The sequence below is a fragment of the Gordonia sp. 135 genome, from assembly GCF_009720185.1.
Lineage (GTDB): Bacteria > Actinomycetota > Actinomycetes > Mycobacteriales > Mycobacteriaceae > Gordonia > Gordonia alkanivorans.
On sequence record NZ_CP046257.1, the window covers coordinates 1295216 to 1310287 of the forward strand.

At 67.1% G+C, this 15072-nt stretch carries 14 protein-coding genes and 1 pseudogene; 10 read left to right on the forward strand and 5 right to left on the reverse strand.

The window, feature by feature from the left end; all coding sequences use genetic code 11:
- Positions 1-35: 35 nt before the first annotated feature.
- A complete protein-coding gene (locus tag GKZ92_RS05920; protein ID WP_006360654.1) occupies positions 36-758 on the reverse strand; it encodes a hemerythrin domain-containing protein in 723 nt (240 codons plus the stop codon).
- A gap of 226 nt (positions 759-984) precedes the next feature.
- Between GKZ92_RS05920 and GKZ92_RS05925 the strand changes: the two genes are divergently transcribed.
- The 4 genes from GKZ92_RS05925 to GKZ92_RS05940 all read left to right on the forward strand — a co-directional run bounded on the left by GKZ92_RS05925 (position 985) and on the right by GKZ92_RS05940 (position 6526).
- On the forward strand, positions 985-1566 hold the full coding sequence (locus GKZ92_RS05925; RefSeq protein ID WP_006360655.1) for a phosphatase PAP2 family protein: 582 nt from the start codon (positions 985-987) through the stop codon (positions 1564-1566).
- Between the two features lie 62 nt (positions 1567-1628).
- The gene (locus GKZ92_RS05930; protein WP_230461906.1) at positions 1629-4118 is read left to right on the forward strand and encodes an outer membrane protein assembly factor BamB family protein; all 2490 of its coding nucleotides are present in this window, start codon (positions 1629-1631) and stop codon (positions 4116-4118) included.
- 35 nt (positions 4119-4153) lie between these two features.
- Positions 4154-5404 carry an acyl-CoA dehydrogenase family protein gene (locus GKZ92_RS05935; protein WP_042378062.1) on the forward strand — a complete coding sequence of 417 codons (1251 nt, stop codon included), beginning with the start codon at positions 4154-4156 and terminating at the stop codon, positions 5402-5404.
- A 48-nt stretch (positions 5405-5452) separates the two neighbouring features.
- Complete coding sequence (locus tag GKZ92_RS05940) at positions 5453-6526, forward strand: phosphotransferase family protein (RefSeq protein ID WP_035753048.1); 1074 nt, start codon at positions 5453-5455, stop codon at positions 6524-6526.
- A 3-nt stretch (positions 6527-6529) separates the two neighbouring features.
- Here the strand turns inward: GKZ92_RS05940 and GKZ92_RS05945 are convergent, their stop codons facing one another.
- Positions 6530-7501, reverse strand: coding sequence for an oxygenase MpaB family protein (locus tag GKZ92_RS05945; protein ID WP_075862745.1), 972 nt, complete (start codon positions 7499-7501; stop codon positions 6530-6532).
- 53 nt (positions 7502-7554) lie between these two features.
- Here GKZ92_RS05945 and GKZ92_RS05950 point away from each other — a divergent pair, with 53 nt between their 5' ends.
- Positions 7555-8157 carry a TetR/AcrR family transcriptional regulator gene (locus GKZ92_RS05950; protein ID WP_155225092.1) on the forward strand — a complete coding sequence of 201 codons (603 nt, stop codon included), beginning with the start codon at positions 7555-7557 and terminating at the stop codon, positions 8155-8157.
- Positions 8158-8175: 18 nt separating this feature from the next.
- Here GKZ92_RS05950 and GKZ92_RS05955 read toward each other — a convergent pair whose 3' ends face one another.
- Positions 8176-8424: a DUF2530 domain-containing protein gene (locus tag GKZ92_RS05955; protein WP_035753043.1), complete on the reverse strand. Its 249-nt coding sequence runs from the start codon at positions 8422-8424 to the stop codon at positions 8176-8178.
- A gap of 24 nt (positions 8425-8448) precedes the next feature.
- Here GKZ92_RS05955 and GKZ92_RS05960 point away from each other — a divergent pair, with 24 nt between their 5' ends.
- Positions 8449-10047 carry an NCS2 family permease gene (locus GKZ92_RS05960; RefSeq protein WP_075862743.1) on the forward strand — a complete coding sequence of 533 codons (1599 nt, stop codon included), beginning with the start codon at positions 8449-8451 and terminating at the stop codon, positions 10045-10047.
- 98 nt (positions 10048-10145) lie between these two features.
- The gene (locus GKZ92_RS05965; RefSeq protein ID WP_035753039.1) at positions 10146-10610 is read left to right on the forward strand and encodes a MarR family winged helix-turn-helix transcriptional regulator; all 465 of its coding nucleotides are present in this window, start codon (positions 10146-10148) and stop codon (positions 10608-10610) included.
- A gap of 2 nt (positions 10611-10612) precedes the next feature.
- Here GKZ92_RS05965 and GKZ92_RS05970 read toward each other — a convergent pair whose 3' ends face one another.
- Positions 10613-11863 carry a GNAT family N-acetyltransferase gene (locus tag GKZ92_RS05970; RefSeq protein ID WP_035753038.1) on the reverse strand — a complete coding sequence of 417 codons (1251 nt, stop codon included), beginning with the start codon at positions 11861-11863 and terminating at the stop codon, positions 10613-10615.
- A 96-nt stretch (positions 11864-11959) separates the two neighbouring features.
- Here GKZ92_RS05970 and GKZ92_RS05975 point away from each other — a divergent pair, with 96 nt between their 5' ends.
- Both GKZ92_RS05975 and GKZ92_RS05980 read left to right on the forward strand, forming a co-directional pair.
- Complete coding sequence (locus tag GKZ92_RS05975) at positions 11960-12814, forward strand: TrmH family RNA methyltransferase (protein WP_035753036.1); 855 nt, start codon at positions 11960-11962, stop codon at positions 12812-12814.
- Positions 12811-13110, forward strand: coding sequence for a DUF2537 domain-containing protein (locus GKZ92_RS05980; protein ID WP_006360677.1), 300 nt, complete (start codon positions 12811-12813; stop codon positions 13108-13110). Before GKZ92_RS05975 ends, GKZ92_RS05980 begins: the two co-directional genes overlap by 4 nt.
- Positions 13111-13326: 216 nt before the next feature.
- On the opposite strand, the gene GKZ92_RS05985 is transcribed toward GKZ92_RS05980, so the two are convergent.
- The gene (locus GKZ92_RS05985; protein WP_155225094.1) at positions 13327-14562 is read right to left on the reverse strand and encodes an ISL3 family transposase; all 1236 of its coding nucleotides are present in this window, start codon (positions 14560-14562) and stop codon (positions 13327-13329) included.
- A gap of 132 nt (positions 14563-14694) precedes the next feature.
- Here GKZ92_RS05985 and GKZ92_RS05990 point away from each other — a divergent pair.
- Positions 14695-15072, forward strand: a pseudogene (locus tag GKZ92_RS05990) (HNH endonuclease); the annotation flags it as partial.

Here is a 15072-nt window from a genome sequence, read left to right on the forward strand (position 1 = left end):
CCGCGGGCGGCCGGGACCGCCCGACCAGCACGCGCTCATCGGTTCAGGTAGTAGAACGCGCGGCTGTCGAGGCGACGGAACCGCGGGCCGCCGAGCCTGACGAGCAGCTTGAGGATGCCGGGGAGGCGGGCGAACACCACCTCGCGGTCGACGTCGGACAGCCCCTTGACCATCATCGGGCTCATCTTCAGCATCTCGCCGAGGCCCGACTGCTTGCTCATCTTGGCCTCGAACTCCTCCCAGTCGTGCATGGTCATCCGACGCTGCACGATGGCGAGGGCGTCGGCCTCCTCGTGCGCGAGGTGATCGCCGAGAATCGGCTGGGCGCGGACGAGTGCGTCGACCAGCTCGGCACGGGTCTGTTCGTTCGGGTGCGCGGCCATCATGGTGAAACCGGCAGCGCACTCCTCGAGGATCGGGTCGATCTGATCGTGTTCGGCGTCCATCGCCTCGAGGACCCGCTTCTCGGTCTCGTCGCAGCGTTCCTCGAGCAGCGGCCACAGCTCCAGGTCCTCACCGTTGTGGTGGTGATGCAGCGCCGTGGCGAACATCGTCCACCGGTCGGCGAGGGCTCGCCAGGTGCCGGGGTCGTCGAGCTTGGTGCGCGGGACGGCCGCGGCGAAGTCGGCGAGATCGCGGCGGAACGCGTGGTGGAGGACGTACATCATGAACGGGTCGATCGGACCCTCGGGCGCGGCGGCCTGACCGGGGAGGCGGAGCTGGATCGGGAACGCGGTGGCAGCGGGATGGGTCGTCATCGGGTGGGTCCTCATCTCAGGGGTCGGGGTTCGGGCTGACGGAGACCACTGTCGGTCTGGCCTCTTGCAGTGCACTTGAGGACGGCTTGAGCATCGGATTCCGGCAGGTCACAGCCGGTCCGGTGTCGGTGGCGACGAACGGTTGCGAAGCCCCGGATAAAGTGGCTGACGTGTGGGATCGGTTGCGACGGACAGCGCGACCGCGGTGGAGAAAGGCCGGCAGCGGATGTTCATTTCGCCGACGACGATCGACGAGAACGCGTGGGACTGGGTCGTCCAGAACCGCTCCGAGCCCTGGATCACGATCGCCCAGGTGATCACCACCCTCGGCAACACCCTGGTGGTCACCGCCCTCACCGTTCTGGCCGTGGTCGCACTGGCGTACGCCGGACGCCGCGTCGACGCCGTGTACGTCGCCCTCGGCACGATCCTGGGCTACGTGCTGATGCAGAGCCTCAAGTTCGGGTTCGCGCGCAACCGCCCGCCCATCGAGGACCGGCTGCTGAACATCGACTCGTTCTCTTACCCGTCGGGCCACGCGATGATGACGATGGTCGTGTTCGGCCTCTTCGCGGTCGTCGCCTACCGCTGCTTCGCGTGGGTGCGCGACCACCGGTGGATTCTGCTGCTCGCGCCACTGATGTCGATCCTGGTGGGGCTCACCCGCATTCAGCTCGCGGTGCACTGGACGACGGATGTGGTGTCCGGCTGGATCGTCGGTGTGCTGTGGGTCGCGCTCTGCACGTGGGTGCTGGTGCGGTACGAAACGCGGAGGCGTGCAGACGTTCCCGCCGCACACGCGGGCTGACTCACGGGATTCGTCTGCGCGAAGGATAGTCCCGCGATCGTGAACTGAGCTTGACTGGGGTGATGTCGCATTCGGGGCCGCCGTTCGAAGGTGGTTCCGGCGCGCCCCGGCCCGACGAGCCGCCGACGACGAGCCAACCCGCGCATCCGACGGTGGTGCCCGGGGCATTCCCCGGATCCTCCCCGCCGCCGTGGCAGTACCCGTACCCGGGCATGTACCCGACCCCACCGACCGGACCGCCGGGAATGGGCCCTCCAGGAGTGGGTCCACCGGGGTATCCGATGGCCGGTCCGCCGCCGCGACGGTCGAACACCACGGCCTATCTCATCATCGGCGTCGCACTGCTGTGCGTGGTCGCACTGGTCGTCGTCGGCGTCGTCTGGTGGAGGTTGTCGCAGGCCGACGACCCCGACCTCGTCGACGGTCAGCTGGCGGCGTCGTATCCGGTGGCGCCCGGCGCGGAATGGTCGATCACCGCGGCGTCGATGGGCGGGCAGAAGTTCAACTCGGTCATCCCGTCCGAGGGGCGCTACGGCACGGTGGGCGCGATCGCCGACGGTGAGACGCTCGTGACGATCGTCGGCGATCCGTACACGAGTGTCGGCGGTTCGCACTGGGCCGTGGGCGTCAACGCGCGTACCGGCGAACGCTGGCGCTTCGGCGAACCCGTGTCCACCTGCGCGGACACGATCGTCGACGACTCCCTCGTCTGCCGCGACGCCGACACACTGCACTTCATCGACGTCCGGTCCGGCGCCGCACTCGCAACCGTGCCGGCGCCGCCCAACACCGGCGGCGTCGCCTACAACGGGGACGCGGCCTTCGTCGTCGAGTACGTGCCGGCGACCGATTCGGTCGTGTTCCACAAGATCACCCGGGACGGTCCTCTCTGGTCGCGGCCGGTCGACAATCTGCCCACGGCGGCACCCGGCAGCGGTGACGCCTCAGCGTTCACAGCGACCGACACCACTGTCGTCACCTCCGGTCTGCGGGTCGTCGGCGTCTCGGCCGACGACGGCGATCGCCTGGTCGCGAAGGCGGGCACCAGCGAGATCGGCCGGTTCGACGACGGGACCCTGGTCCTCGAGACGGGCGACTCCGACGGGATGGCGGTCGCGAACCGCAGGCTCGTGGTGCTGCGGCCCGACGGTACGACAGCGGAGCTCTCCGGGGACAACGCGATCGTCCCGGCGTCGGCGACGACCGGCCAGCGAAGTCGGATGCTCGTCGACGGCCGGTACACCGACGTCCGGAACGGGACCTCGCCGTGGACCGCGGCGATACCGGAGGTCGACGTCTTCGGGTCGCGGGTGGTGCTCGCCGACGACCGCGAGGTGATCGTCTTCGACCGATCCGGCAGCGAGTACCTCGCCCTCGACACCGAGACCGGGCGCCTGCTGTGGCGTGCGTCCGCGGGCCGGAACGCCGCGGTCAGCGGCCATGCCGTCACCGACGGCGAACGGCTGATCACCCCGACACCCGACGGCGGGATCGCCGCACTCGACCTGTACAGCGGATCACCGGCCTGGTCGCTGCCGCCGAATGTGATCGGCAATGTCCGCGTCGGCGACGAACCCGGTCCGGCGCTGACCTTCGCCCTCGGCGACCGTCTGGTGACCCTGACCTCGACCACCATCACCGGGTTCGCCCCGACGGGTCCGCGGGCGATCGTGCCGGGCACCACCCGGGCGGGCAACAGCGGATCCGGCGGCGGGGGAACGCAGTACGTGACACCGTGCGGTTCGCCGCCCGTGTTCACACCCCAGTCGTTCCGCACCGCTGCCGGTGGCCTCGTCGTCACGATGAAGGTCACCGCGAAGTGCCCCGACGGGGACGTCCTGTTCGGTCCGCAGACCCGTATCACCATCTCCGACGGCGGTGGTCTCGTCGCCTCGGGCAGCTTCGACTTCCGACGATCCCCGCTCGCCGTCCCGGCACCCGACGGCGGAGCGGCCCTCAACCTGGAACTGACCTACCCGCCGGGTAGCTTCTTCCGCCTGCCCGACACCTTGAACGACGCGAATTCGGCTGGCGGACAATACCTCGTCGAGTGCGACCGGGGTTCGACGCCGGAGCGGGCCCCGGCCGTGACCGCACCGGCGTCGGGCAGGTCGTCGGCGTCGTCGGAGGCCACCGACACGGTGTTCCCGGCCGGCGCCGACGTCACCGCCACCAGTGTCAACGCCCTGCGCCTGCAGGCCGACGCCGACCGCGCGTTCATCCTGGCGAACCTGAACAACCGGTGGGTCGCGCAGCTCAGTTCCAAGCACGCCGGTCTCGTCGCCGACGGTCGTACGTGGACCGACCAGGCCATCCTCGACGAGTTCCTGGCACTTCGTCTGCGGTTCAACGATGTTCGCCTGCTGTGGAGTGACGAGTGGCCGGTGTTCTCGTATAGGGGCTGGTGGGTGACGGTCGCGGCGGCGACATTCCCGGGCCCGGTCGAGGCGAACAGCTGGTGCCGAACGCAGGGATTCGACCCTGACCACTGCTTCGCCAAACTGGTGAGCACCACGGCCGGCCCGGAGGGCTCGACGCTGTACCGGAACTAGCCCCCGGACAGAGGGCTCCGCGATACGGTCGGGGAATGGATTTCTCTCCGTCACCGCGGTCCGCCGAACTCACCGAGCGCGTGCGGGCGTTCGTCACCAACGAGATCGAACCCGCCGAACCCGAGATCCACCGGGACATCAAGGAACGACGCGACGGGGACGGAAATCCCTGGACGCCGTCGCCGATCATCGCCGAACTGCAGGCGAAAGCCCGGTCCGAGGGTCTGTGGAACCTCTTCCTGCCGGCCGCGCACGCCGGTCGCTACGCCGCGGATTTCGGCACCGACGGGGGAGAGGGCCTGTCCAACGTCGACTACGCCCCGATCGCCGAGGCGATGGGATCGTCGGCGCTGTCGCCGGTCATCTTCAACTGCAACGCTCCGGACACCGGCAACATGGAGGTCCTGCTGCGCTACGGCTCCGAGGAGCAGCGCGAGCGCTGGCTGGAACCGTTGCTGCGCGCCGACATCCGCAGCGCCTTCTGCATGACCGAACCGGCCGTCGCGTCGTCGGACGCCACCAACATGGCCGCGACCGCTGTCCTCGACGGCGACGACGTCGTCATCAACGGCACCAAGTGGTTCTCCACCGGCGTCGGGCATCCCGACTGCAAGGTCCTGATCTTCATGGGCGTCACCGACGCCGAAGCCGACCGCAAGTCGCAGCACACCATGGTGCTCATCCCGATCGACACCCCCGGCGTCAAGGTCGACCGGATGCTCACCACCATGGGCTATTTCGACGAACCGTTCGGCCACGGCGAGGTGTCCTTCACCGACGTGCGTGTTCCGGCGTCGAACATCCTCCTCGGACCCGGCCGCGCCTTCGAGATCGCCCAGGGCCGCCTCGGGCCGGGACGCGTCCACCACTGCATGCGGGCCATCGGCCTGGCGGAGCGGGCGCTGGAACTCGGTGTGAAGCGGGCACTCTCACGTGAGGCCTTCGGCAAGCAGCTGGCCCGGCTCGGCGGCAACAGCGAACGCATCGCCGACGCCCGCATCGCGATCAACCGCTCACGACTGCTCGTCCACCACGCCGCCTGGCTGCTCGACCAGGGCATGTCGGCCGAGGCGTTGTCGGCGGTCAGCGAGATCAAGGTCGAGGTGCCCAACATGGCCCTGTCGGTCATCGACATGGCCATCCAGCTGCACGGCGGCGCCGGTATGACCGACGACTTCCCGCTCGCCCAGGCCTGGGTCGGAGCACGCTCGCTCCGCCTGGCCGACGGCCCGGATGAGGTCCACCGCAACGTCGTTGCGCGTCTCGAACTCGGTAAGTACCGCTGACCGCGGTGGTATCCACACATCCACGAACGAGAAGGGTGAACTCCCACAATGGCTGACCAGGTGACCGAGGCGCGCGAGGTCCGGGAAGAGGACGCGTTCGACGTCGAGGCGGTGGCCGCGTGGTTGCGCACCGCGGCCCCGGATGTCGAGGGACTCGACGCGGTGCCCGAGGTACGGCAATTCGCCGGTGGCGCTTCCAATCTCACCTTCCTGCTGCGGTATCCGACGCGGGACCTGATCCTGCGTCGGGCACCGCGCGGCACCAAGGCCCGCGGGGCGCACGACATGCGCCGCGAGTACCGCATCCAATCCGAGCTCGCCGGGGTGATCCGCTACATCGCACCGATGATCGCCTTCTGCGACGACGACTCGGTCCTCGGCGCCGACTTCTACGTCATGGGTCGCATCGACGGTGTCATCCCGCGCAAGGAGTGGCCGGCCGACGTTCCGCTGGACGCCGATCAGGCGCGGCAGCTCTGCTTCAACTTCATCGACACGCTCGTCGAAGTACATTCGGTCGACCCGTCGAAGACCGGGCTCGGCGACCTCGGTAAGGGGCTCGGTTACGTCCGACGGCAGGTCGACGGCTGGACCACCCGATTCCGCAACGCACACACCGACGACGTCCCCGACTTCGAGGAGGCGATGTCCTGGCTGGCCGAGAACCAGCCCGAGGACGTGGCGAATTGCATCATCCACAACGACTTCAAGCTCGACAACGTGGTGCTGGACAAGGACGACCCGACCAGGGTCATCGGCATCCTCGACTGGGAGATGGCGACCCTCGGCGATCCGCTGATGGACCTCGCCGGCTCGATGGCCTACTGGATTCAGGCCGACGACACCGACGAGCTGCAACTCATGCGCCGCGTCCCGACGAACATGCCGGGGATGATCACCCGCGCCGAGTTCGTCGAACGGTACTGCGAGCGTATGGGTTTCGAGATGTCACCCGAGAGGTGGCGGTGGTACGAGGCCTTCGGCCTCTTCCGGGCCGTGGTCATCGCCCAGCAGATCTACTACCGCTTCTACCACGGGCAGACCACCAACAAGGACTTCGAACGGCTGGGTTTCGCGGTGGGGATCATCGGTAAGCGGCTGAACGAGATCGTCGCCGGCTGAGAACTAGACCGGGCACGTCGGTGCGAACGATTCAAGCTGGATCGAATGGTACGTACGTGCCAGCTGGTCGCGGCGGTACTCGTGATACGCCATGGGCGTGAGCACGATCCGACGAGGGAGCCGGCGCCACGCGGTTTGCAGCAGTCGCTTGTAGATCCGGAACTCCCACTGTTCGCGGCGGTCGAGGCGAACCGACGTCAGCTCTCGGACGCCGGGGTGCATGACGCTGAACGAGCAGACCTTGACGACGTGGCCGGCCAATGGGCGGATGACGAACCACGGCGGCGTGAGCGCGATGCGCAGGACTGGCGGCATGCCGATCGTCGGAAGGGGGAGGCGGGTCAGCTGGTCGGTGACGGCGTCGAGGAACGGATTGGCTTGCAGGTGTTCGTCGACGACGCCGTCGTACCAGCGGCGCGCATCGGCGAGCGTTGGTGGGAGCTGGGCAGACTTCCCCGGCAGCGAGAGGATGCCCAGGCGTTCGAGTGCGACCGCGTAGGCGAGTTCTTCCTCCTCCGGCGACAGTTCGATGCCCGTGCACGCCGTGAACGTGTTGAGGTAGCCCATGATCGCGCTCATCGCGATCCAGTTCCACAGCGTGGGATCGAGTGCGCTGTACCGGATCTCGTCGAAGTCGTCGCGTCCGGTGCCCCGGACCTCACGATGCAGGAACCTCAACCGGTCGGCGAACGCGTGGCGCGTCCTCTCGTCGCCCCACAGCACGAGTTGTTCGGCACTGAAGCTGCGGAGTCCGCGATCGACGAAGTTCTCGGCGAAGCGGCCGGTACGGTCGACGGCCGCGGCCACCGGGACGAGCGCCACCTGGTCGAAGAAGGAGGCGCCGAAGAATCCGAACAGGACACTGCCCAGATGCCACCGGAACTGCTCGACGGCCGGTGGCAGGTCGGCGAGGTCGACTGCGGGCGGCGCCGAAGTGTCGGCGACGGACGCGTCCGGGTTCTCGGTGGCGGTCATGAAACTCCAATGTTAGTAGTTCGGCCGAACACTAACATTGCAATGATGGCGGTGTGAAGACGCCGAGCGCGTCCCGGGCCGAGCGGACGGGGCAGAAGATCCTCGATGCGGCGATGTCATCGTTGCTCGCGAAGGGGCTCAAACGGACGTCGATCGAGGCGATCGCCGCGCTGGCCGGCGTGTCCCACATGACCGTCTACCGTCGCTGGCCGCACAAGGAGGATCTCTTCTCCGACCTGCTCTCGCGTGAGGCCGACGAGTTGTTCGCCCGCGTCGACCGGGAACTGGCGGGAACAGGGGATCCGCGGGAGCGGCTCATCGAGGGGTTCGCGGCGATCTTCTGGTCGTTCTACGACCACCCACTACTGGCCCGCGAGTACGCGGCGGACCCGGCGACGACACTGCGGGTGCTCACGGTGTCGTCGGCGCCGGTCTTCGACCGTGCCGTGGACTATCTGGCCGCCCGGGTGGCGGGTCTGATGACCGGGGACGCCCCGCTCGGCGACGACGAGGCGCGGCGGGTCGCCGAGGTCATGGTCCGCATCACACATTCGCTCCTGCTGACCACGCTCGAGACACGTCCGTTCGCGAACCGCGACGAGGTGGGCGCGTGGGGACGCGAACACGTCGGGTGGATTCTCTTCTCGGCGGACTGACGCGTTCGACGGCCCGTTCTAGTCCAGACCCTCCTGTGCGCCGCGGGCCCCGCGTCGGACTCCCGCCCGCTGGACCAGCACGATCGTGGTGCCGAGAAGTCCCACGCCCAGCCCGACCAGGCAGATCGTCAGCGCGTTGCCGCCGCCGAGGTCGGCGACCGCGACGACCACCGTCGCGACCAGCCAGGCGACCATCCCGACCACGATCACCGGCTCGGGCGCACGCAGCGCGCGGGGCAGTTCGGGGACGTCGACTGTATCCGGCATGAGACAAAGAGTAGCTTTCGACAGGTGCCAAAAGACGTCCCGAGTGAGTCCCGCGATCTGACCCCCGCCGACGACCCCGCCGACATCTCGTCCGAGACGACGACCGACGCGGCCGACACGGGTGCTGCCGAAGCGCCACCCGAGGACACCGGCCCCTCGACCACCAGGGGAGCGAGGACGGCGACGCCGAACGGCGCGATCGATCGTTTCTTCAAGATCTCCGAGCGCGGCTCGACGCTCAACCGCGAGTTCCGCGGAGGCCTGGTCACGTTCTTCACGATGGCCTACATCGTGGTGCTCAACCCGATCATCATCGGCGGCATCCCCGGCGGCGAGAAGAACGCCGACGTGCTCGGCAACGTGCTGCCGCTGGCGCAGGTCGCCGCGGTCACCGCACTCGTCGCGGGCGTGATGTCGATCCTGTTCGGCCTCGTCGCCAACTACCCGTTCGCGATCGCCGCGGGTCTCGGCATCAACAGTCTTCTCGCGGTGTCGATCGCACCCGAGGTGACATGGCCGGAGGCGATGGGCCTCGTCGTGGTCGACGGCATCATCATCGTGCTGCTGGCGGTGACAGGCTTCCGCACGGCGGTGTTCAACGCGGTCCCGAGCGAACTCAAGGCGGCCATCGCCGCCGGTATCGGCGCGTTCATCGCCTTCATCGGCTTCGTCGACGCCGGCTTCGTCAAACGCATCCCGGACGCCGCCGGAACCACGGTCCCGGTCCAGCTGGGCAGTGACAACTCGATCGCCACCGTTCCGACGCTCATCTTCGCTCTCGGTGTTCTCATCATGGGTGTCCTGGTGGTGCGGAAGGTTCCCGGCGGTCTGCTGATCGGTATCGCGATCACCACCGTCCTGTCGCTCGTGCTGGAGCGCATCTTCGACTACGGCTCCAGCATGGACAACCCCTCGGGCTGGGGCCTCACCGTGCCCGACATCCCCACCGCGCTGGGTGGACTACCCGATCTGAGCCTCGTCGGAGATGTCGACTTGTTCGGCGCCTTCACCCGGATCGGTGTGCTGGCGGCGTCGGTCTTCGTGTTCGCGCTCGTCCTGTCGAACTTCTTCGACGCGATGGGCACGATGACGGGCCTCGGCAAGGAGGCCGGTCTGGCCGATGACAAGGGCAACCTCCCCGGTATCGGGCGTGCGCTGGTGGTCGAGGGGACCGGTGCCATCGCCGGCGGTGCCGCGTCGGCGTCGTCGAACACTGTGTTCGTCGAATCGGCCTCGGGTATCGCCGAAGGTGCACGAACCGGTCTGGCGAACGTCGTCACCGGCGTGTTGTTCCTGGTCGCCATGTTCCTCACCCCGATCTACGAGGTGATCCCGCTCGAGGCGATCGCGCCGGCTCTCGTGGTGGTGGGTGCGATGATGATCGGGCAGTTGACGGCCGTCGACTTCCGTCGCCTCGACTTCGCGATACCTGCCTTCCTGACCGTCGTGACGATGCCGTTCACCTACTCGATCGCCAACGGCATCGGCATCGGCTTCATCAGCTGGGTGGTGATGGCCACCGCCGCGGGCAAGGCGCGCACGGTCCATCCGCTGCTGTGGCTGGTGGCCGCGGTCTTCGTCGCCTATTTCGCGCGGGGACCGATCTCCGACCTCATCGGCTAACGCGTGTAGTCAAAATTTGCGACCGGTTTTGTCATCCAGCCGGGTCAATTTGCAATGCTTAGGGTTCGACGGTGATTTACATGCCCTACGCTGGGGCAATGCATTCACCGTATGGTGACGGAAGTCTCTCTGGCGACTTGTCCCTCGCCGTCGTACGACTCGCGCGCCGTCTGAGAGGGCGGCGCGAGAACAAGTTGGTCTCGCTGACGCAGCTCTCGGCCCTCTACACGTTGCATCACGAAGGCCCGATGACACCCGGCGCCCTCGCCGCGGCCGAGCGGGTTCGCCCGCCCTCCATGACGAGAGTGATCGCGTCGCTGTCGGACCTCGGGATGATCAAGCGTGAACCGCACCCGACGGATGGCCGCCAGGCGATCGTGACGCTCTCGGCCTCGGGGGTCGAGGTCATCAAGGAGGAGTTGGCGGCACGCGAGGCCTGGCTGAGTGACCGTCTACGCGAACTCACGCCCAGCGAACGGGACACCCTCCGGGAGGGCGTGCAGATCTTCAACAAGATCCTCAACCAGCCCGACACCGAGATACCTCGCTCCCGGGCGATCTAACACTAGAAGAAGGTGCCGGAGAACGGTGCTCGATCGGTGGTGAAGGCCTGGTCCAGAGCTCGAAGCGTTGTCGGGGAGTCAACGCGGAGCCGGCCGGCCGCCGCAAACGCCGACGGGCGGATGCCGCCGAGGTAGATGCTCGACAGCACCGAGGTGTCCATCCTCACCGTGGGCGTTGCGGTGTCGGGTGCGGGGGCGACGATCGCGTCGCCCCCGCGCGCGGACACCGTGAATACCCCTCCGCGACCACGGAACTCGTCGGTGACCTCGATGACCACATCGAGGTCGGCGGCGTACTTCCGCGACCCCAGCGCGGCCGGGATGTCGAGGATACGCAGCCACATCTCGTCACGCAGACCGGTGATCGACACCGCGCGGGCGTCGATGAGTTTGTGCCGCAACGGATCGTCGACCGGGATGGTCGCGGTGAGCGACGGGATCAGGTCGAGGCTGGTGAGCACCCGCCACAGGTCGGTGTGGGCCTCGTCGGTGACGGCGAAGACCTCGTTGACCTCGCCGCGAACGCCGCCGTTCTCGTTCTTGTAGATGCGGTAGCTGGCGTAGCCGTCGTCGTGGAGCAGGTAGTGCAGTCCGCTCGCGGGCAGCGGACGCTCCGACGGACGGTCGGCGAGGATCGGCGCCCACCAGGCGGGGGTGCGGGTGAGCGCACCGGGAGTGGTGAGCGTCCAGCGTGCGTGGAGATCGGGGACGGCCGCGGCGACCTCGGCGGCGTCCGCGAACCGCACGGTCGCGTCCTTCGGCTGGTCGCCGCGGAGCGGAGCCTGTCCGGGCGTGATCGACACGGTGTTGGAGAAGCAGGCCGGACCGAACCCGAAGCGCTCGTAGATGGTGCCCTCGCTCGCGGTCAGGGTCGCGAACGTGTAGTTCTCGGCCTCCCATTGCTCGAAGAGTTCGGTCAGCATCGTGCGCAGAATTCCACGACGGCGATGCGTCGATGCCACGGAGACCCACGACAGGCCGACGGTGTCGGCGACACCCGCGCCCGGCAGCGACATCGACATCCGGTAGAACATCGACACCCCGACAAGGGGCTTCGACGGCAGGCCGGTGTCGCGTACCAGGACGATGTCGTCGTCGGCGACCTTGCCGCGAAGGTCGGCGCGTTCGTCGTCGGGCAGCGGATTGCGCATCGCGAATGCGCGGGCATCCGTGGTGATGATGTCGTCCCAGTCGGCGTCGGTGGCGCGCTTGAGGGACAGACGTGACTGAGGTGTCGAGCCGCTGTTGGTCACGACTTCAACGTTTTCACATCACTGCGACTCGGGCACTCATTGGGTTCTGTACCGGGTGTCGCAGGTCACGGCGGTGGCGGGTGGCACACTGTTGCGGTGCCCGGGCTCGCAGTGGAAGTGATCGACATCGACGACCCGCAGGATCCCCGGGTCGAGGACTTTCGGGACCTCAACTCGGTGGACCGCCGACCCGACCTTCCGGTTCTGCCCGGCGGCCGGCCGGGACGCGGCCTGGTGATCGCGGAGGGCGTGCTCGTCGCGCAGCGCATGATCGCCTCGCGGTTCTCCGCCCACGCCTTCCTCGGCGTCGACAAACGCCTCGAGGAACTCGACGACGATCTGCGCGACCCGTCGCTGTCGGGAGTCCCGTTCTTCCGGGCGTCGGCCGAGGTGATGGCCGAGATCGTCGGTTTCCACCTCAACCGCGGCGTGCTCGCCGTCGCGCGACGCCCCGAGGTGTTGTCGGTGTCCGACATCCTGGAGACCGCGCGCACCGTCGCGATCCTCGAAGGCGTCAACGACCACGAGAACATCGGCTCGATCTTCCGCAACGCCGCCGGCCTCGGTGTGGATGCCGTCCTGTTCGGTCAGGGCTGCGCCGACCCGCTGTACCGGCGCTGCGTGCGCGTCTCGATGGGTCACGCGCTGCTGGTGCCCTTCGCGAAGTTCGACGAGTGGCCGCGCGGACTCGACGAACTGCGTTCGCGCGACTTCCGTCTCGTCTCGATGACCCCCGATCCCGACGCCGTCACGCTCGCCGAGGCGGTCGATGCCGAGAAGGTCGGTTTCCTCGTGGGCGCCGAGGGGCCAGGGCTCACCGCGTCGGCGATGGCGGCGACGGACGTGAAGGCCCGCATCCCGATGAGTCGCGGAACCGATTCGCTCAACGTCGCGACAGCCGCGGCCGTTGCGTTCTACGAACGCGTCCGGTCGGGCACGATGGGGGAGTGAACACCCCCGAACCGTTCGATCGGGCCGCGGAGCCCACGCCCTGGGCGCTCGGGATCATCGTGTCCGCGGTGTGTGCGCTCTTCGGTGCCTTCGTGCTCGTCGGGATCTACGAACTCATCGGCGGCATCCTCGAGTTCCTCGGCATCGCGGCGGTGCTGATCGTCGCCGGCGGCCTCGGCTGGACCCTCTGGGAGTTCCGCTACCGCCAGGTGTGGCGCTGGATCGTGTGGGGCCTGCTCATCGGCTTCCTCGCCGGGATCACATCGTCGGTCGCGTTGCTGATCATGGGGCGCTGACCGGTTCTGCTCCGTGAGTAGCGAGCTTGCGAGCGTCGTTCTGTTCCGTGAGTAGCGAGCTTGCGAGCGTATCGAAGGGACGGCAGCACCACGCCGCCCATTACCAGACGCCACCGACAATCCCCGCGATCGATCGATGTTCGATACGCGTTGCGCGGCAATGGGATTGCGAGTACAGTCGAACATAAATGGTCCTCCTGACGGTTTCGTGGGTCACTACTGGTGTGGCAGAACAGGACACGCCCCTCCTCGCGTGAGTGTCGACATCGCGATGAGTGCTTCTGGTGAGTGGAATCCGTAGGCCCGCTTGGTCAGTGCCCTCAGATGCGTGTTGGTGGCCTCCACCCGGGCGTTCGATAGGCCCACGACAACGGAGTTGTAGATCTGGATCTGTTGCTGTCGTACCGATCTGGAGAGACCGACGAGTTCGATGATTCGACTACGATCAGCTCGATGTAACCAGTGCTCGAGCCGTCGCCACGTGCCAGAATGCTCCCCGGTAACGATATGGCGGAGTTCCTCTTTCAGTTGATACGCGCGAGCGAGTTCACTATTGGCGCGTTTGACGATCAGCTCACGGGTCCGCTGTTGACCGGGGGTGAGGTTCTCAGGGTTCTTCAACAGTGCCCACCTCAGATTCCTACGATCGTCGTTGGACAGACCGTGGATCCGGTTGAGGACCCGGCTACGACAACGGTCCACGGCACGGGTGGCCCACTGGACGACATGAAACGGATCCATGCATCGAATGGCATCCGGAGCACGTTCTGCAACAACCGTTTCGATGTACTGACCCGCGTCGGCGCTCACATGGGTCAGCTGTGCACTGCGCGTGGCGCCGAGCTCGTCGAAGAACTGGCGAAGCGTCTTCTTGGTTGCACCCTCACGCGCCCACACCAACCTGCCGGTGTCGTGGTCGACGATCACCGTCAGATATCGCCGACCTTTTCGGTAGGCGATTTCATCGATACCAATCCTGCGCAACCCATCCATTCGGTCGGCCTGTCCGGTGTGATCGGCAACGACTCGAGCGATGATGCGTTGCACTGTTCGCCACGACACCCTCATGTACTCACACACCGCGGATGATGGACTGTGCGCGGCGAGCCAGGCGACCGTGTCGTCGAATCGGCGCGTCATCTTTGCTGCCGGCCGTGCCCACGGCACATGTTCTGTGACGACGCCGTGCAGGCTGCAGTCAACCCGTCCAATGTGTCCTTGCAGGTAGCAGCGCATCCCGCCCAGGTCGAGGTGTCGCCAACGGCGCGGATGGTGTGAGCGGTCATAGCCTGGTCGACGCCGTCGGCAGTGTGGACACCGCGAGTCCTGCCCGCGTTTCGCACGGACCGAGACGACCAACAACTGGCCGTCATCGTCGTCTTCAACGCCGACATCAAGAACCACCAGGTTCTCGATCTTCAGCAACTTCTGCAGTAGTCTAGTAGCGCGCAACGCCCTGCTCCTCGGTTTAGTCTTCGCAAACCAAACCTTAAGTGAGACAGGGCGTTGCGCGCTTCAGGCGCACCGGGAGGCACCCACAGAACCGTCAAGAGTGCCACATAAATTCGAACACGGCATCGGGGGGTGACCGTCTTGACCGAAATCTCGCAGACCGACGTCGGGCCGTCGACCCGCCCCTCCGAGCTCGTGCAGGAACTGCACCGGATCACCACCGAACTCCAGGCCGTCGATCTGACACAGTGCTCCGATGCCGAACTCATCGACGTCGCCGCCGGAACCGAACGCGCCATCGCCCGACTCACTTTCGCCGGCGACCGACAGCTCATCGAGATCGCCGACCGCGACCTACCCCACAAGACCGGCCACCGCAGCATCACCCAGTTCATGACCCACCGCCTACGCATGGCCGACCCCATGCGCCGCACCAAACAACGCCACGCGACCGCCACCCACCTCAGCCCGACCGGCGAACCACTCGAACCCGAACGCCCCGCTCTGGCA